This window comes from Nonomuraea sp. NPDC050478, assembly GCF_044458265.1.
GTDB classification, from domain to species: domain Bacteria; phylum Actinomycetota; class Actinomycetes; order Streptosporangiales; family Streptosporangiaceae; genus Nonomuraea; species Nonomuraea ferruginea.
Genome location: NZ_JBITHT010000003.1, coordinates 1,186,179 through 1,203,687 on the forward strand (window position 1 = coordinate 1,186,179; position 17,509 = coordinate 1,203,687).

A 17,509-nucleotide genomic window follows, 5' to 3' on the forward strand; every position below is an offset into this window, starting at 1 on the left:
CCGGGCGCGGTTCCACGATCACGTGCCCCGGACCTTCTCGTAGCGGGCGGGCGCCCCTGGCTGCTCGTTCATCCTGTTGCCTCCCTCGGCCCAGAGCTTCCCGCCGGACAGGAAGGCGTCGATCTCGGCCTGTTCCGCCGGCTCGATGGCGCGGTCCGCGCGCCATCGGGCGGCGGTCACGCGCAGGTACGGCCGCGCGGCGGCGACGTCGACGGCGTCCAGGAACGCGCCGAGCATGATCTCCTGCCAGTTCGGCACCGGCGCCTCGGGCACGGCGGTGGTGGCGAGGATGAGCCAGGTGCAGGCGACGTCGGCGCCCGGCGCTCCCCTGGCGGCGTTGGCCCAGTCGACGATGCGCGGCCCGGCGGCGGTGACGATGACGTTGGCGGGATGCAGGTCCAGGTGGAGCAGCCGGTTGCCGGGGCAGCCCCCGGCGCCCTGGAGCCAGCCGGGCGCGCGCACCCGCGCCACCGTGCGCAGCAGCTCGGCGAGGAGCCGGCCGTACGACGCGAGACGGTCGGGGCGCCGCAGCGCCGTCTCCCTCAGGCTCGGGCCCTCCAGGCGCTCCATCAGCAGGTCGGGCCCGTCGGCGTCGAAGACCTCGGGCGTCGGGATCCCGTTCCTGCGGGCGTGGCGCATGATCGACGCCTCCTGCTCCAGGCTGCGTCCGTGCCTGGAACGCTTGACGACCTTGCCCGCGCCCGCCTCGAAGACGAGGCAGTCGTGCCCGGATGCGATCAGGGTGCCCACACGCATATTTGTCAGATTAGTCAGTAAGGATGCCGGGCCGGAATCGACGGCCGTTGACCGCTTTTTGCGGCAACTTGTTGCCACCGGCCATGCCCGCGTTCGTGGCTATCGTGAGAGGGAACATCCGGCGATCGCGTATATCGGATTATTCAAATCCTAATGGTGTGGCATCTGAGGAGGTGACACATTGCTGGTGGTAACCGATCTCGTCAAGCGGTACGGCACGGTGCAAGCCCTCGACGGATTCACACTGAATGTGGCAGCCGGTGAAATCGTGGGACTGGTCGGGCACAATGGTGCGGGCAAGACGACCTTTGTGGAAATCGTCTCCGATTTGATCCGCCCCGACAGCGGTCACGTGACCATTGACGGTAAACCGCCGTCCGCCACGCGCGGCCAGGTCGGCGTCGCACCCCAGCACATCGCCCTCTATCCCTCCGTCACGGTGCGCGAGCACCTGGAGCTGTTCGGCAGGCTCGCCGGGCTGAGGCCGGCGGCGCTGAGCGCGGCCATCGACGACCTCGCCGGCATCCTGCGGCTCTCGGAGATCATGGACAGGCGGACCGGGAAGCTCTCCGGCGGCCAGCAGCGGCGCACCCAGGCCGCGACCGCGCTCGTGCACCGGCCGGCCCTGCTGCTGCTCGACGAGCCGACCGCGGGCGCCGACCTGGAGACGCGGCAGGCGATGCTCGACGTGGTCAAGCAGCGCGCGGGCGAGGGCGCGGCGGTCGTCTACACCACCCACTACCTCCCCGAGCTGACCGAGCTGCAGGCGACGATCGCGGTCGCGCAGAACGGCCGGGTCATCGCCAGGGGCACTTACGAGGACCTGGCCAAGGACCTGCCGGGCGAGGTCCGGGTGACGCTGGAGGACGAGGAGGAGATCTCCGTCTCCACCACCGAGCCCACGGCGACGCTGATCGAGCTGCTCGGCCGCCTCGACCGACCGATCAGCTCGGTCGACGTGCGCCACCCGTCCCTCGACGACCTCTACAGATCCCTGGCGGTCCACGATGCTTGTTGACAGCGTGCCGCGCCCGGCGGGCGCGTTCGACGCGCTCTACCGGATCTCCGCGATGGCCAGGCACAACACGATCATCCGGCTGCGCGACCCGGGCCAGGCGATCAGCTACGTGGTCATGCCGATGGTCCTCATGCTGGTGCTCAAGCCCCTGTACGTGCGGGCGGTCGACGGGGGCGCCACCCAGGTGTCCACCGGACTCATGGTGATGTTCTCGGTGTTCGCGATCTCGCTGGCCGGCAACGCGATCCTGTCCGAGCGCACCTGGCGCACCTGGGACAGGCTGCGCGTGAGCCGGGCCGCGGCCGCCGAGCTGCTGGTGGGCAAGATCCTGCCGATCTTCGCGATCATGGTGGTGCAGCAGGTGCTGCTGCTGACGTACGGGTGCCTGGTCATCGGGCTGCCCGTGCCCAGCGCGCCGCACTACGTGCTGGCGGCGATCCTGATCTGGGCCTTCGCGCTGCTCGCGCTCGGCGCGCTGCTCGCCGCGATCGTGCGCAGCCACGGCGAGCTCAGCGTGATCTGCGACGTGGGCGCGCTGACGCTCAGCTCCCTGGGCGGCGCCCTGGTGCCGCTGAGCCTGATGCCCGAGTGGGCGCAGCTCGTGGCGCCCGCCTCGCCCGGCTACTGGGCGCTGACCCTGATGCAGGCCGCGGTGCGCGGCGACCTGGCGGGCATGCTGCCGTCCGCCGCGATCCTGCTGGCGATCGGCCTGGCGGCGGGCGCGTTCGCGGCCCGGCGGCTGGCCCGCGGCTGGGGCCGCGGCGGGCTGATCTGAGGCGAGTAAGCAATGGCGACTTCAGTGAAGAGGGGCACGTCGAATGGATGAGCACCGACCACCGGGCGCGGGAGACGTGGCGATCGTCGGCATGGCCGGCCGCTTCCCCGGCGCGTCCGACGTCGAGACGTTCTGGCGCAACATCAGCACAGGTGTGGAGTCCTTCACCCGGTTCACCGACGAGGAGCTCTCCGCCGCCGGGGTCGACGCCGCGGTCTACCAGCAACCCAACTACGTCCGGCTACGGCCCGTCCTCGACGACGTGCGTGGCTTCGACGCCGGGTTCTTCGGCTACAACCCGCGCGAGGCGACCCTGGCCGACCCGCAGCAGCGCATCTTCCTGGAATGCGTGTGGGAGGCGCTGGAGTCGGCGGGCTACGCCGCCCCCGAGGGCCGCGGCACCGTGGGCGTCTTCGCCGGCATGAACATCAGCGGCTACCTGCTCACCCGCCTGCGGGCCTTCGCGATGGGCATCGACACCTCCGCCCTGATGATCGGCAACGACAAGGACTCGCTGGCCACGAACGTCTCCTTCCGGCTGGACCTCGGCGGGCCGAGCGTCACCGTGCAGACGTTCTGCTCCACGTCCCTGGTGGCGGTGCACCTGGCGAGCGAGAGCCTGCGCCGCGGCGAGTGCGACATGGCGCTGGCCGGGGGCGTGTCCGTGCGCATCCCCGACCGCACCGGCTACCTGTGGGAGGAAGGCGGGCAGGAGTCGCCCGACGGGCACGTGCGGACCTTCGACGCCGAGGGCCGGGGCAGCATGTTCGGCGACGGAGCGGCGGTCGTGGCGCTGAAGCGGCTGTCGGACGCGGTGGCCGACCGCGACACCGTGCTCGCCGTGATCCGCGCCTCGGCCATCAACAACGACGGCGCCATGAAGTTCAGCTACCTGGCGCCCAGCATCGACGGCCAGCGCCGCTGCGTCTCCGCCGCCCTCGCCAAGGCGGGCGTGGACCCGTCCGACATCTCCTACGTCGAGGCGCACGGCACCGCGACCGAGGTCGGCGACCCCATGGAGGTCGCGGCGCTGACCAGGGCCTTCGGGCCGACGAAGGAGAAGCAGTACTGCGTGCTCGGCTCGATCAAGCCCAACGTCGGCCACCTCGACAGGGCGTCCGGCGTGACCGGCCTGATCAAGGTCGTCCAGTCGCTGCGGAACGAGCTGATCCCCGGCACCCTGCACTACCGCTCCCCGAACCCCGAGATCGACTTCGGCGACAGCCCGTTCCGGGTCACCGCCGGCACCACGCCCTGGCGGCGCACCCCCGACCGGCCGCGCATCGCCGGCATCAGCTCGCTCGGCATGGGCGGCACCAACGCGCACGCCATCGTCACCGAGGCGCCCCTGCCCGCCGAGCGCACCACCCGGTCGCGCCGCTGGCAGATCCTGCCGCTGTCGGCGCGGTCCGCCGCCGCCGCCGAGCAGGCGTGCGCCAGGCTCGCCGGGCGGCTGGCGGACGCGCCGGACGACCTCGGCGACGTCGCGTACACGCTGCAGGTCGGCCGCAAGGTCTTCAACCACCGCCGGTTCGTGGTCGCCGGCTCCACCGGCGAGGCCGCCGGGCGGCTCGCCGACCCGGCCGGGCCGCTGGGACGCAACGACGCGACGACGGGCAGGAAGGTGGGCTTCCTGATCGCCGGGGTGGGCGAGCAGTACCCCGGCATGGTGGCCTCCCTGTACGCCGAGGAGCCCGCCTTCCGCGCCGACGTGGACGAGTGCCTGGCCGTGCTCGGGTTCACCGAGGCCGCGCAACTGTCCGACGTGTTCGTGCCCGCGGAGCGCGACCGGGCGGCCGGCGACCTGGCCGGGCTGCTGGGCAGGGCCGCTCCCGCGCCGGCGTCCACGACGGACGCCCATCTGGTCCAGCCGGCCATCTTCGTCGCGGAGTACGCGCTGGCGCGGCAGCTGATCCGCTGGGGGCTGACGCCGGAGATCATGATCGGCTACAGCCTCGGCGAGTACGTCGCCGCCTGCCTGGCGGGTGTCATGTCCCTGCCCGACGCGGTGCGGCTGGTCGCCCACCGGGCCAGGCTGATCGCCTCGCAGCCCGAGGGCGCGATGCTCGCGATCTCCGCGGACGAGCGCCGGCTGCGCGTCGTGCTGGGCGAGCCGATCATGCGCGACCTGGACGTGGCGGTGCGCACCGGCTCGCAGGTGGTGCTCGCGGGCCCGGCCGAGACCGTGGAGGCGGCGGCCGCGCTGCTGCTGGAGGCGCGGATCGGCCACCGCAGGCTGGAGACCACGCACGCGTACCACTCCCGGATGCTGGCTCCGCTCGCCGAGGAGCTGACCGCCTGGATCAAGGAGAACGTGACGCTGCGCGCGCCCGAGCTGCCCTACGTCAGCAACGTCACCGGCGAGCTCGCCACCGCGGAGCTGGTGGGCGACCCCGGCTACTGGGCCAGGCACATGTGCGAGACGGTCGAGTTCGGCCAGGGGCTCGGCCACGTGCTCGGCGCCGACCTGGCGCTCGCCGAGATCGGCCCCGGGCAGTCGCTGGGCGCGCTGACGCGCGGCCACCCCGGCTGCGACCGCGCCCAGTGGCCGCTGATCGTGACCACCCTGCCGGCCGCCAACGACCCGCAGGACGCCGGCGCGGCGCTGGCCACCGCCGTCGGCAAGCTCTGGCTGACCGGCGTGCCCGTCGACTGGGCCGCGCTGCACGACGACGCGGGCTGGTCGCCCGGCCGGGTGCCGCTGCCGACCTACCCGTTCGAGCACCAGGAGTACTGGCTCGACATCGACGAGAGCGCGCTGGCGAGCGGGACTCCCGCGTTCGACGAGAGCGATCCGACGAGCATCGCCAAGGCGTACCCGAGGCTGCCCGACACCCGCTGGATCCACCTGCCCACCTGGCGGCAGACCACGACGCGGCCGGCCCGCGCCGAGGAGGCCGCCCGCTGGCTGGTCTACACCGACGCGGGGTTCGCCGACACGCTGGCCGCGCCGCTGCTGGCCCACCTGGCGGCGCAGGGCCGCGAGGTCGTGCTGGTGCGGCCGGGCGAGCGCTACGAGAGCGGCCCCGACGGCTTCCGGCTGCGCCCCGGCTCACCGGACGACACCCTGACGGCGCTGCGCGAGCTGGCGGGCCGCGACTGGTTCCCCGAGCGGGTCGTGCACCTGTGGACGGCGGACGACGCCGCGCCGCGCCCCGAGGACCCGCCGACCGAGGAGTGCCTGCGGCGCGGCCTGTACACGCTGGTGGCGCTGGCCCGCGCGGCCGGTGACCTCGGCCTGCCCGGATGGTCGCTGGACATCGTCACGGCGGGCAGCCACCGGGTGCACGCGGGCGAGGCGGTGCACGCCGAGCGCGGCACCCTGCTCGGCCCGACCCGGCTGATCCCGGTGGAGTACCCGAGGGTGCGGACCCGGCTGATCGACCTCGACGCCGGCGGCGGCGCCGCTCTGCTGGCCGAACTGCGGGCCGAGCCCGAGGACCAGGTCGTCGCGCTGCGCGGCGGCCACCGCTGGATCCCCGACTACGAGGCGCTGGACGCCTCGGTGATCGAGGCGGCCGCCCCGGCGGCGAGCGTCCGGCGCGGCGGCGTCTACCTGGTGACCGGCGGTCTCGGCGGCATCGGGCTGGCGATGGCCGAACGGCTGGCCGAGCAGTACCAGGCGCGGCTGGTGCTGCTCGGCCGCACGCCGGTGCCGCCACGCGAGCAGTGGGACGCCATCCTGAGCGCGGAGAGCACCGCGGGCGAGGTCCGCAGGCGGCTGGAGGGCCTGCGCCGGCTGGAGGCGTCCGGCGTCGAGGTGCTCACCGCCGCCGGCGACGTGTCCAAGGTCGAGGACGTGCGCCGCGCGGTCGGCGCCGCGATCGAGCGGTTCGGCGAGCTGAACGGCGTGCTGCACTGCGCCGGGGTGCCGGCGGTCGGGCTGATGCAGTTCAAGACCGTCGCCGACATGGAGCGGGTGCTGGCACCCAAGGTCGGCGGCACCCTCGCCCTGGCGCGGGTGCTGCGCGAGGTGCCGGTGGACTTCCTGGCGCTGTTCTCCTCCACCACCTCGGCCACCGGCGGCGGCGCCGGCCAGGTGGACTACTGCGCGGCCAACGCCTTCCTGGACTCCTTCGCCCTGGCCGGGACCCTGCCCGGCGTGGCGGTCACCTCGATCGACTGGTGCGAGTGGACCTGGAACGGCTGGACCGACGGCCTGGACAACTACGACGAGGGCTCCAAGCAGTACTTCGAGTGGTACCGCGAGAACTTCGGCCTCACCTTCGACCAGGGCTGGCAGACGCTGCTGCGGGTGCTGGCCAGCGGCGAACGGCACGTGGTGGCCTCCACGCAGGACTTCGCCCCCATGGTGGCGATGAGCCGCAAGTCGTCCATCGAGAGCCACCAGGCGACGGTCAAGAAGATCAGGGACGCCTTCGGGCGGCACCCCAGACCCGACCTGTCGACGGCGTACGTGGAGCCGCAGTCGCCCACCGAGGAGACCATCGCCGGTGTCTGGTCCGAGGCGCTCGGCCTGGAGCAGGTCGGCGTGCACGACAACTTCTTCGAGCTGGGCGGCAACTCGCTGCTCGGGATGGAGATCATCGCCGAGGTCAGGCGGGCGCTGGAGCTGTCGTACCTGCCTCCGCACATCCTCTACCAGGCGCCCACCATCGCCTCGCTCGCCGAGGCGGCCCGCGCGGGCCAGGAGTCCGGAGAACCGCCGGCGGAGGAGCGTGAACAGCAGCGATCCCGCATCGCCCAGCGACGCAACATGCTCAGGAGCGGAAGGACCTCATGACTGAAACCGACTACGACTCCGCGGTCGCGCTGATCGGCATGTCCGGCCGCTTCCCCGGCGCCGCGGACGTCGCCGGCCTGTGGCGCAACCTGCTCGCCGGAGTCAAGGGCCTGCGTACGATCACCGACGAGGAGCTGCGGGACGCCGGGGTCGAGCCGGGGATGCTGGCCGACCCGCGCTACGTCCGCGTCGGCGGCCCGCTGGAGGGCCTGGACACCTTCGACGCCACCGTCTTCGGGGTGAACCCGCGCGAGGCCGAGATGATGGACCCGCAGCACCGGTTGTTCCTGGAGTGCTCGTGGGAGGCCCTGGAGAGCGCGGGCTACTGCCCCACCGACGTGCCCGGACAGGTCGCGGTGTTCGGCGGCTGCGGCTTCCCCGACTACATCGTGCAGAACATCCGCCACCTGTCCGCCCAGCCGGGCGGGGCGCTGCTGGCGGCGATCGGCAACGAGCGCGACTCGCTGGCCTCGCTGGTCTCCTACAAGCTGGGCCTGCGCGGGCCGGCCGTGTCGGTGCAGACGTTCTGCTCCACCTCGCTGGTCTCGGTGCACCTGGCCTGCCAGAGCCTGCTGACGTACGAGTGCGACGTCGCGGTGGCGGGCGGCGCGTTCACGCCGCTCCCCCAGCCGTCCGGCTATCTGTACGAGCAGGGCGGCATCATGTCGCCCGACGGGCGGGTGCGCAGCTTCGACGCCGAGGCGAGCGGCACCGTGATGGGCAGCGGCGCGGGCGCGGTCGCGCTCAAGCGCATGTCCGACGCGCTCGCGGACGGCGACGTCATCCACGCGGTGATCCTCGGCTCGGCGTCCAACAACGACGGCCGGCTGCGGGCCGGCTACACGGCGCCCGGCGTGGACGGGCAGGCCGAGGTGATCGAGTCGGCGCTGGGCGTGGCCGGGGTCAAGCCCGAGACCGTCGGCTACGTCGAGTGCCACGCGACGGGCACCATGCTGGGCGACTCCATCGAGCTGGCGGCGATGAACCGGGTGTTCACCCAGGCCGGCGAGACGCCGTGCGTGCTGGGGTCGGTCAAGCCGAGCCTGGGTCACCTGGACCGCGCCTCCGGCGTCACCGGGCTGATGCGGGCGGCGCTCAGTCTCAAGCACGAGCTGCTGCCCGGCACCCCCGGCTACGAGACGCCGAACCCGGCGCTGGCCACCGCGCACGACCGCTTCACCGTACTGAAGGAGCACCGGCCCTGGCCCGCGGGCCCGCACCCGCGCCGCGCCGGGGTCAGCTCGTTCGGGCTCGGCGGCACCAACGCGCACGTGGTGCTGGAGCAGGCGCCGCTCCGGCCGGCGCGGCCTCCCCGGCCGGGCCCTCACCTGCTGGTGTTCTCCGCCGCCGACGACGGCGCGCTGACCGCGCTCACCGAGCGGCTCCGCGACCACCTCGGCTCCGGTGACGGCGAGGACCTCGCGGACGTGGCGTTCACGCTCCAGGTCTCGCGCGGCGGCTTCGCGCGGCGGCGCGCCGTGGTGTGCCGGGATCGTGAGGACGCCGTCGCCGCGCTCGGCGACCCGGAGCGCTGGATCGACGGCAAGACCCAGCGGCGCAACCCCCGGGTGCGGCTGGTCGCGCCGGACTCCGGCGTACCGGAGGAGTGGTGGGCCGAGCTGCACGCGGCGGCCGGCGCGGTGCTGCGCCCCGGCTCCCCCCAGGGCGGGCCGCGCGAGCCGGGACGCGAGGCGGCGCTGGCCGCGCTGGCCGAAGGGCTGCGCGGGATCGGCGTGAACGTGACCGACGACGAGGACGCCACCGAGACGGTCACCGTCGCGCCCGGCGACCGGGCGGACGGTGACGGGGCGGGCTACAGGGCCGGTGACGGGGCCGGCGCGGCCGGGTGGGTGCTCGGCGCCGTGGCGCGGCTCTGGCAGGCCGGTGCCGCCGTCGACTGGGTCAAGCTGCACGGCGGGGCCGGGCGGCGGGTCGAGCTGCCGACCTATCCGTTCCAGCGCCGCCGGTACTGGGTGAACCCGCCGAAGGACCAGGCGCAGGCCCAGGTGGGCACCGGGAAGACATTCGACAGGGCGCGGTGGACGTACCTGCCCGGCTGGCGGCAGCGGCCGCTGTCCGTCGCGGGCCTGGACGAGAGGCTGCGCGAGGCGGGCCCGTGGCTGGTGTTCGCGGCCGACCCGCACGGCGAGGCGCTGGTCGGACGGCTGGTCGAGGCCGGGGCCGAGGTGACGACGGTGCGTCCTGGCGACCGGTTCGAGCAGGACGACGCCGGCGACTTCGCGGTCAGGATCGGCACCGCCGACGACATCGCCGAGCTGATGTACTCGCTGGTGGCCGCCCCGCGCGCGATCGTGCACGGGTTCAGCCTGGCCGCCGAGGAGGCGGGACCGGACGACGACCCGGTGGCGCACTTCGCCGCCGAGCAGCGGCGCGGCTTCTCCTCGGCGCTGGCGCTGGCCAGGGAGCTGATCGACAACACCGGCTCGGCCCCCCGCGCCGAGCTGGTCCTGCTGACCCCCGAGGCGGTGAGCGTGGCCGGGGCCGACCTGCGCCACCCCGAGCACGCCACGCTGGGGGCGCTCGCGCCCAGCCTCGCCCAGGAGAACCCCCGGCTGCGCTGCCGCGCCGTGGACGTGGGCGGCGGCCTCGACCCCGCGGCGGCCGCGGTCCGCATCCTGGCCGCGGCGGTCTGCCCGTACGAGGGACCGGTCGCGATCCGCGGCGACGACACCTGGGTGCGGCACTACGAGCAGTACCCGATCGAGGCGCCCGAGCCGGACCGGCGGCCGTTCCGCGACGGCGACACGGTGCTCATCACCGGCGGCCTCGGCGACGTCGGCCTGGTCCTGTCCCGGCACCTGGCGAGCGCGTACGGCTGCCGCCTGGTCCTCACCGCCCGCAGCGAACTGCCGCCCAGGGAGGGTTGGGACGACCACCTGGCCTCGGCGCCACCGGGCGACCGGACGGCCCGGCACATCCGCAACATCAGGGACCTGGAGGAACGCGGCGCCACCGTGCTCGCCGTCTCGGCCGACGTGGCCGACGAGGACGCGATGCGGGCCGTCGTCGAGCGGGCCGTCGAGCGTTTCGGCGGCATCGACGTGGTGGTGCACGGCGCGGGCGTGCAGGACGGGGCGTACTTCAACTTCGCCCACCTCATGGACCGGCGGCAGTGCGACGCCCACCTGGCCGCCAAGGTGAACGGGTTCCACGTGCTGCAGAAGGTGCTCGGCGACCACTGCCAGGACCGCCGGATCACGCTGTCGTCGATCGCGGCGGTGCTCGGCGGGATGACGCTCGCGCCGTACGCGGCCGCCAACGCCGCGCTGGACGCGTACGTCCGCGCCACCCGCACCGCGGGCGGGGCGCGGTGGGTCACGGTCGACTGGGACACCTGGAACATCGACCCCGACCGGGTCGAGGGGCACAGCGGCGCGGTCATCGACTTCGCGATGGCCCCCGCCGAGGGCGTGGACGTCTTCGAACGGGCGCTGTCGGCCGCCGACCGCGTCGGGCACCTGGTCATCTCCACCGGCTCGCTGGACAGCAGGATCGCGCAGTGGGTCACCGGCGACATCCACGAGGCCGGCGAGGACCTCGACGACCAGGAGCGCCACCCGCGCCCCGAGCTGAACAACCCCTACGTCGAGCCGCAGGAGGGCACCGAGGCCACACTCGCCGAGATCTGGTCGCGGGTGCTCGCCATCGAGCCGATCGGGGCCCTGGACAACTTCTTCGAGCTGGGCGGGCACTCCCTGCTGGCGATCGAGCTGACGACCCGCATCCGCAAGACGCTCAACGCGTCGGTGCCGGTGACCGGGCTCCTGGAGTGCCCGACCGTGCGGCAGCTGGCCGAGCTGCTCGACGCCCGCGACGAAGAGGAGTGACCAGGCGATGAACCGTCCCGACCACCTCCGGGCCCTGCAGGGCTTCGTACGGCGGGAGCTGACCGGCAAGGACGCCTACCTCGACTCGCTGGCCGAGGCGCCGCTGCCGCTGTACGAGCGGTTCGGCGGCACCGGGCTGGCCGGCTGGTGGCTGCCCGAGGAGTACGGCGGGCTCGGCCTCGGCCTGGAGGAGAGCGTCAGGATCACCTCCGAGCTGGCCTACGCCGACGCCGGGGTGGCGTTCACCCTGTTCATCCCGGTGCTCACGACGAGCATGGTGCAGTGGTACGGCAGCGAGGAGCTGCGCAAGGAACACCTCGGCGGGCTGGCCGGCGGCGGCTTCGCCGCCACGCTGGGCAGCGAGCACGCGGCCGGCAGCGAGCTGGCCAGGATCGGCACGACCGCGCGGCGCGAGGGCGACACCGTGGTGCTGGACGGCCAGAAGGCGTTCTCCACCAACACCGCCTTCGCGCGGTTCCTCGTGGTGATCGCCCGCGCCGCCGACGACCCGTCCGGTTACCTGGCGGTGCTGGTGCCGGGCGACGCGCCCGGCGTGACCGTGGAGAAGCGCTGGGACGTGATCGGGCTGCGCTCCTCGGCGACCTACCAGGTGTCGCTGTCCGGCGTCCGGGTCCCGGCGGGCAACGTCCTGCGCGGGAATGGGCTGCGCCTGCTGGAGATCGGCCTGAACGCCAGCCGCATCCTGATCGCCACGACCGCGCTGGGCATCGCCCGCCGCATCCGCGACGTGTGCATGGAGTACGGCAAGTCCAAGTCGGTGAAGGGCGCCCCGCTGACGGCGAACGCGGTGTTCGCCGGCCGGCTCGGCCAGTTCGAGATGCAGATCGAGGTCATGACCAACCAGTGCCTGGCCGCGGCCCGCGCCTACGACGCCATCGCGGCCCGGCCCGACGCCGGCGAGGAGCTCATGCGGGTGGGCACGCTGAAGTCGGCGCTCACCACGAAGATGTTCTGCGGCCAGACCGGCTGGCAGATCGCCTCGGCGGCGTCGGAGATGTTCGGCGGCCTCGGCTACACCCACGAAGCGGTGATCGGCAAACTGCTGCGCGACATGAGGTACGTCTCGATCGTGGAGGGCGGCGACGACGTGCTGCGCGACCTGGTCTTCAGCCGGTACGTGGTGCCGGTGTCGAAGCGGTCGTGACCAGCGCCGCGGCGTAGCCGGGAGCGACGTCCAGCCAGCGGACGGGAACCTGGGAGCCGGGGAGGGAACGCGAGAGCGCGCTCCCTCCCCGGCTCTCGGCGCACGTGCCGGCTTCCGGGCGCACGAGGACGTCGCGCAGCCCGGCCAGCCCGGCCCCGCTCGCCTTGACGTACGCCTCCTTGGCCGTCCACAGCCGGAAGTACTCCGCCAGGCTCGCGCCGGGCCCGGCCGCGCACACCTGGGCGGCCTCCTCGGGCTGGTACATCCGCCGCGCCATCTCCAGATGGTCGAAGTCGTCCCGGACGCGCTCCACGTCGACCCCCACCCTGCCGCCCGGCGCCGCCACCGCGATCAGCGCCCACTCCCCGGAGTGGGACAGATTGAAGTCCGGCACTTCCCCGGAGTGGGACAGGTTGAAGTCGGACCCTTCCCCCCACCCCTCCAGGTTGAAGTCGGACCCTCCCCCCGAGCTCCGCAGGCACGGGCGGCCCGACGCGTCGGTGCCGAAGGCGAGCTGTGCGGCGGGCACGCCGCACAGCTCGCCGAGGACCGCGCGCAGGGCCGCGTGCGCGGCCACGTACCGCCGCCGCGCGAGCGGCTCGGCCAGCGCCGCGGCCTTCTCACGCTCGGCGGCGGACAGGCAGTGCCACCATCCCGGCCGCTCCGGACGGTCCACGTTGACCCGCCAGACCCGCGCGCCCACCGCGCCATCTCCGCCCGAACCGGCCTGCCAGACCCGAGCACCACCGGCCGCGACACCTCCGTCCGGGCCGACCTGCCAAGCCGTGGCACCCACGGCCGCAGCGCCTCCGTCCAGACTGGCCTGCCAAGCCGTGGAACCCACGGCCGCAGCGCCTCCATCCGAACCGACCCGCCGGACCCGCGCGCCCGCGGCCGCGCCGCCTCCGTCCGGACCGGCCCGCCAAGCCGTGGCACCCACCGCCGCGACGCCTCCGTCCGAACCGGCCTGCCAAGCCGTGGCACCCACGGCCGCAGCGCCTCCATCCGGACCGACCCGGTGCGCCTTCACACCCACGGTCGCAGTGCCTCCGCCACGATGCCGCGGGTGCGGGCCGCCTGTTCGAAGACCGCGAAGTGGCCGCCGTCGAAGGGGTGCAGGGCGAACTCGTCCGCGGTCTGGTCCCGCCAGGCCGCCACCTTCGCCGGCGCGACCCGCGGGTCGGCGCCGCTCGGCATCGCCGTGATGGGCACGGCCAGCGGCGGTTCGTCCGTGTAGCGGTAGGTCTCCTTGACGGTGAAGTCGGCCTGCACGGCGGGCAGGATCATCTCCAGCGCCCCCGGGTCGGCCAGCAGCCACTCCGGCGTGCCGCCCAGCTTGCGCAGCAGCGCGACCACCTGCGCCCTGGTCATCTCGCGCACCGGCGGCCCGCCCTCGTAGGTGACGTGCGGGGCGTCGGAGCCGGAGACGAACAGGTGCACGGGCTGCGGACCGCCGCGCCGCCTGATCTCCCTGACCAGTTCGAAGGCCACGATGGCGCCCAGGCTGTGCCCGTACAGGGCGTACCTGTGGCCCGCCGCCGACAGGTCGACGTCGGCGAGCACCGCGTCGGCCAGGTCGGAGACCAGCGGCTCCATCCGCAGGTAGGGCGGCTCCTTGTGCCGGCTCTCCCGTCCGGGCGGCTGCACCGGCTGGACCGCGATCCCCGGCAGCTCGCGCTGCCACAGCCGGAACGCCGACGCCGAGCCGCCCGCGTGCGGCAGGCAGTAGAGCGGCAGCGCGCCGGGCTCCGCGCCGGTCAGGGCGCGGAACGGCAGCCAACTGGTCAGCAGGCCGTCGGTCGTCTCGTCATAGACGGTCATCTCGGTCCCTCACTCGACGATCTCGACTCTCACGTACGCGGGCGGCGGCTGCACCGCGGTCAGGTCGGCCTCCAGCACGACGTGCGCGCCGTCCCTGCTGACCTCGCCGAACCCGGCGAACGCGTACGTGATCTGCATCATGCGGTTGCGGCCGGTCTCCACGAAGTCGGCCCGTACGGCCACGCCCGCGTCCACCGCCAGCCGGAGGATGTGGTTGAGCAGCACCATGCCGACCCCGCGCGACATCACCCGGCACGACATCAGCATCATGCGCAGCCACCAGGCGTCCTCGCCCTTCTCCACCAGGGCCAGGCCGATCTTGCCGTAGCCGCCGAACCTGTCGGTGAGCGAGGCCACCAGGAGCAGGTGGTCCGGCGACTCCCGCAGCGCGTCCAGCTCCTCGTAGGAGTAGGTGCGCCCGGTGGAGTTCAGCTGGTTGGTGCGCACCGTCAGCTCCTCGGCCCGCTGCAGGTCCTCCCTTCTGGCGGGCGCGATGGTGAAGGACATCTCCAGGCCGGCCAGGAACTCCTCGTTCGTGCCGACGAAATCGCCTTCGAGCTCGTCCCTGGCGATCTGGCTGCGGTACATCCCGCGCCGCAACGCCGACTCGTCGGTGACGAAGCGCGGCCGGAACTCCGGCCGCGCCAGCGCCTCGTCGAGCTCCAGGATGTCCACGCAGGTCACCTCGGGGACCCCGTGGGCCACCTCGGCGCGCTCGAACTCCTGGTCGTCGACGAACGCGAAGGCGTCCAGGCCGAGGTTGAGCGCCTTGGCGATGTGCCGGATGGAGTCGGACTTGGGGTTCCAGTTGATCTGCGGATAGAGGAACATCTCCTCCAGCCCGAGGGCGCGCAGCTTCTCCATGGCCGCGTCCCTGTCGTTCTTGCTGGCGACGGAGTGCAGGATGCCCATGCGGTCCAGCTCGTGGATCCGCTCGACGACGGCGGGCCGTACGGTGACGTCGCCGTCCTCCAGGAGCACCCCGTTCCACAGGGTGTTGTCGAGGTCCCACACGATGCACTTGATGCGGCCCTGTTTCGGCTTCTCCGGGAGCGGGGCCGCGGCGGTGGCCGCGGTTGTCACGGACATGTCGTCTTCTCCCTTTCCGCCTGGCCGGCGATGGTGATCCGCTGGATCTCGTTGCTGCCCTCGATGATCTCCATCACCTTGGCGTCGCGGTACAGGCGCGCCACCGGGAAGTCCGGGCTGCACCCGTTGGCGCCGTGGATCTGCACGGCCTCGGCCGCGTGCCGCACGGCGGCCGTGGAGGCGAAGTACTTCGCGATCCAGGTGGCCATGAGCGTCGCCGAGTCGCCGGCGTCCTTCAGGCGGCCGGCCTCGGCGAGCAGCAGCCTGGCCGCCCGCGCGTCGGTCACCATGTCGGACAGCTTGGCCTGGATCAGCGGCAGCTCCCGCAGCGCCGAGCCGCCCACCCTGCGGTGCGCGGCGTACGCGGAGGACGCCTCCAGGCACGCCTGGAGGATGCCCAGCGACCCCGCGGCCACGCTGTAGCGGCCCAGGTCGAGGGTGCCCGTGAGCACCATGCCGGCGGTGAAGCCGCTCGGGCCGAGCAGCGCGTCCGGCCCGAGCACGACGTCGTCGAAGGAGATCTCCGCCAGCATCGAGGCGCGGGTGCCGAGCATGTCGTCGATGGGCTTGACCCGGACCCCCGGCGCGTCCCTGCTCACCAGGAAGGCGCCGATGCTGGCGGCCGTGCGGGCGAACACCAGGAACAGGTCCGCCCGCTGGCCGCCCGTGGTCCACTTCTTGACCCCGTTGAGCACCCAGCCGCCGCCGGACTCGACGGCGGTCGTGGTGATCGCCGAGGTGTCGCTGCCGGCGCCGGGTTCCGACAGGCAGAACGCGCCGAGCACGTCGCCGCTGCCGAGTGCGGGCGTCCACCGTTCGCGCTGGGCGGCGGTGCCCCACCGCTGCACCGTCCACGCCACCATGGTGTGGACGGTGAGGAGGCTGCGCAGGGAGGAGCAGCCGCGCCCCACCTCCTCGTGCACCTCCCCCAGCGTGACCATGTCCATCCCGGCGCCGCCCGAGCCGGGCGGCAGGAAGGGCGCCCACAGGCCCGCCTCGGCGACCCGTTCGATGAGCTCCTCCGGGACGCGGCCCACCCTGTCGTACGCGTCGGCGTACGGGACGACGTGCGTGTCGACGAACGCGCGGGCCGAACGGCGGTCGGTGACCTGCCCGGCGCCCGTCCCGAGGGCCGGCGCCGGGTCGGTGAGCGTCACGCGGCGGCCAGGTCGGCCGAGAGCTTGGCCACCAGGCTCGCCATCGACTCGGCGGTGCGGAAGTTGTCGATCCGCAGCTCCTCGTTGGGGATGGTGAGCTCGAAGGTCTTCTCCACGAACATCACCAGCTCCATCGCGAACAGCGAGTTGACGAAGCCGAGGGCGAAGATGTCCTGCGATGCGTCGATCTCCGCCTGCGGGTAACGCTCGCGGACGAAGGCGAGGATCTGGTCCTTCGCGGTAGCAGACATGGATATGGCTCCCTTTCAGTTCGTTGACGCGTACGTGTAGAAACCCCTGCCGGACTTGCGGCCGTGCAGCCCCGCGTCCGTCATCTGCTTCAGCAGCGGGCAGGGGCGGTACTTGCTGTCGGCGTAGTGCTCGTAGAGCACCTCGACGCTGTAGAGGATCGTGTCGACGCCGATCAGGTCGGCGGTCTCCAGCGGTCCCATGGGGTGGCCGAAGCAGCCGCGGAACACCTCGTCCACCGACGCGGCGTCCGCCACGCCCTCGTGCACGAGGTAGGCCGCCTCGTTCACGGTGAGCATGAGCACCCGGTTGGAGACGAAGCCGGACGAGTCCTTGACGCGCACGGCCTTCTTGCCCATGGCACGCAGCAGGTTCTCGGTGCGCTCGATCGTCTCCGGCGAGGTGTGGAAGCCGGGGATCAGCTCCACGACCGGCTTGGCCGGCACCGGGTTCATGAAGTGCACGCCGATCACCCTGTCGGGGCGGCCGGTGACGGCGGCGACCTTGGTGATCGGGATGGCGGAGGTGTTGACCACGAAGACGGTGCCGGGGCCGCACTCGGCGTCGAGCGTCTCGTACACCTCCCGCTTGACGTCCCAGTTCTCCGTCACGTTCTCGATGACGATCTCCGCCTTGGCCGCGCCGGCGGCCCCGACGGCGGTGGTGATCCTGGACAGCACCTCGTCGGGGTCCAGGGCGGGACCGCCCATGAGGCGGCTCATCCGGGTGTTGCGCGTGATGGCCGCCAGCGCGGCGGCGAGCGTCTCCTCGTCCTTGTCGACGAGCACGACGTCGTGCCCCGTCGCGGCGAGGTTCTGGGCGACGCCGACTCCCATGACGCCGGCGCCGATCACCCCGGTCACAGTCATGTCATCTCCGTTCTGCTC

12 protein-coding genes are annotated in these 17,509 nt (G+C 72.9%); 5 read left to right on the forward strand and 7 right to left on the reverse strand.

Annotation, left to right across the window (positions count from 1 at the left end; genetic code table 11):
• Window positions 1-18 precede the first annotated feature (18 nt).
• Window positions 19-756, reverse strand: coding sequence for a phosphotransferase (locus tag ACIBF7_RS19715; protein WP_148030059.1), 738 nt, complete (start codon window positions 754-756; stop codon window positions 19-21).
• 220 nt (window positions 757-976) lie between these two features.
• Here ACIBF7_RS19715 and ACIBF7_RS19720 point away from each other — a divergent pair, with 220 nt between their 5' ends.
• From ACIBF7_RS19720 to ACIBF7_RS19740, 5 genes are read left to right on the forward strand one after another with little or no spacing between them, the layout of a single operon-like run.
• Complete coding sequence (locus ACIBF7_RS19720) at window positions 977-1,774, forward strand: ABC transporter ATP-binding protein (RefSeq protein WP_261808843.1); 798 nt, start codon at window positions 977-979, stop codon at window positions 1,772-1,774.
• The gene (locus ACIBF7_RS19725) at window positions 1,764-2,549 is read left to right on the forward strand and encodes an ABC transporter permease (protein ID WP_219547802.1); all 786 of its coding nucleotides are present in this window, start codon (window positions 1,764-1,766) and stop codon (window positions 2,547-2,549) included. The genes ACIBF7_RS19720 and ACIBF7_RS19725 overlap by 11 nt, the downstream gene beginning before the upstream one ends.
• 43 nt (window positions 2,550-2,592) lie before the next feature.
• Window positions 2,593-7,293, forward strand: a complete 4,701-nt coding sequence (locus ACIBF7_RS19730) for an SDR family NAD(P)-dependent oxidoreductase (RefSeq protein WP_397197757.1) — start codon at window positions 2,593-2,595, stop codon at window positions 7,291-7,293.
• Complete coding sequence (locus tag ACIBF7_RS19735) at window positions 7,290-11,141, forward strand: SDR family NAD(P)-dependent oxidoreductase (protein WP_397197758.1); 3,852 nt, start codon at window positions 7,290-7,292, stop codon at window positions 11,139-11,141. Before ACIBF7_RS19730 ends, ACIBF7_RS19735 begins: the two co-directional genes overlap by 4 nt.
• Window positions 11,142-11,148: 7 nt before the next feature.
• Window positions 11,149-12,306: an acyl-CoA dehydrogenase family protein gene (locus ACIBF7_RS19740; protein WP_397197759.1), complete on the forward strand. Its 1,158-nt coding sequence runs from the start codon at window positions 11,149-11,151 to the stop codon at window positions 12,304-12,306.
• Here the strand turns inward: ACIBF7_RS19740 and ACIBF7_RS19745 are convergent.
• The 6 genes from ACIBF7_RS19745 to ACIBF7_RS19770 all read right to left on the reverse strand — a co-directional run bounded on the left by ACIBF7_RS19745 (window position 12,269) and on the right by ACIBF7_RS19770 (window position 17,491).
• The gene (locus ACIBF7_RS19745) at window positions 12,269-13,102 is read right to left on the reverse strand and encodes a 4'-phosphopantetheinyl transferase family protein (RefSeq protein WP_397197760.1); all 834 of its coding nucleotides are present in this window, start codon (window positions 13,100-13,102) and stop codon (window positions 12,269-12,271) included. The genes ACIBF7_RS19740 and ACIBF7_RS19745 overlap by 38 nt on opposite strands.
• 230 nt (window positions 13,103-13,332) lie before the next feature.
• Window positions 13,333-14,127, reverse strand: coding sequence for a thioesterase II family protein (locus tag ACIBF7_RS19750; RefSeq protein ID WP_219547797.1), 795 nt, complete (start codon window positions 14,125-14,127; stop codon window positions 13,333-13,335).
• A gap of 9 nt (window positions 14,128-14,136) precedes the next feature.
• Window positions 14,137-15,216 (reverse strand): HAD family hydrolase, encoded by a 1,080-nt coding sequence (locus tag ACIBF7_RS19755; protein ID WP_148030051.1) that lies wholly within the window; start codon window positions 15,214-15,216, stop codon window positions 14,137-14,139.
• Window positions 15,207-16,373 carry an acyl-CoA dehydrogenase family protein gene (locus tag ACIBF7_RS19760; protein WP_148030050.1) on the reverse strand — a complete coding sequence of 389 codons (1,167 nt, stop codon included), beginning with the start codon at window positions 16,371-16,373 and terminating at the stop codon, window positions 15,207-15,209. The genes ACIBF7_RS19755 and ACIBF7_RS19760 overlap by 10 nt, the downstream gene beginning before the upstream one ends.
• Complete coding sequence (locus ACIBF7_RS19765; RefSeq protein WP_148030049.1) at window positions 16,370-16,624, reverse strand: acyl carrier protein; 255 nt, start codon at window positions 16,622-16,624, stop codon at window positions 16,370-16,372. The genes ACIBF7_RS19760 and ACIBF7_RS19765 overlap by 4 nt, the downstream gene beginning before the upstream one ends.
• 15 nt (window positions 16,625-16,639) lie before the next feature.
• Entirely contained in the window at window positions 16,640-17,491 is an 852-nt protein-coding gene (locus tag ACIBF7_RS19770; protein WP_148030048.1) for a 3-hydroxyacyl-CoA dehydrogenase family protein, read from the reverse strand.
• Window positions 17,492-17,509: the final 18 nt, after the last annotated feature.

Excerpts from the sequence above, each read along its gene's own strand:
- ACIBF7_RS19730 (WP_397197757.1), top strand. The coding sequence starts at position 2,593 with ATGGATGAGCACCGACCACCGGGCGCGGGAGACGTGGCGATCGTCGGC.
- ACIBF7_RS19755 (WP_148030051.1), bottom strand. The coding sequence starts at position 15,216 with ATGTCCGTGACAACCGCGGCCACCGCCGCGGCCCCGCTCCCGGAGAAG.
- ACIBF7_RS19770 (WP_148030048.1), bottom strand. The coding sequence starts at position 17,491 with ATGACTGTGACCGGGGTGATCGGCGCCGGCGTCATGGGAGTCGGCGTC.
- ACIBF7_RS19765 (WP_148030049.1), bottom strand. The coding sequence starts at position 16,624 with ATGTCTGCTACCGCGAAGGACCAGATCCTCGCCTTCGTCCGCGAGCGT.
- ACIBF7_RS19725 (WP_219547802.1), top strand. The coding sequence starts at position 1,764 with ATGCTTGTTGACAGCGTGCCGCGCCCGGCGGGCGCGTTCGACGCGCTC.
- ACIBF7_RS19750 (WP_219547797.1), bottom strand. The coding sequence starts at position 14,127 with ATGACCGTCTATGACGAGACGACCGACGGCCTGCTGACCAGTTGGCTG.
- ACIBF7_RS19715 (WP_148030059.1), bottom strand. The coding sequence starts at position 756 with ATGCGTGTGGGCACCCTGATCGCATCCGGGCACGACTGCCTCGTCTTC.
- ACIBF7_RS19735 (WP_397197758.1), top strand. The coding sequence starts at position 7,290 with ATGACTGAAACCGACTACGACTCCGCGGTCGCGCTGATCGGCATGTCC.
- ACIBF7_RS19740 (WP_397197759.1), top strand. The coding sequence starts at position 11,149 with ATGAACCGTCCCGACCACCTCCGGGCCCTGCAGGGCTTCGTACGGCGG.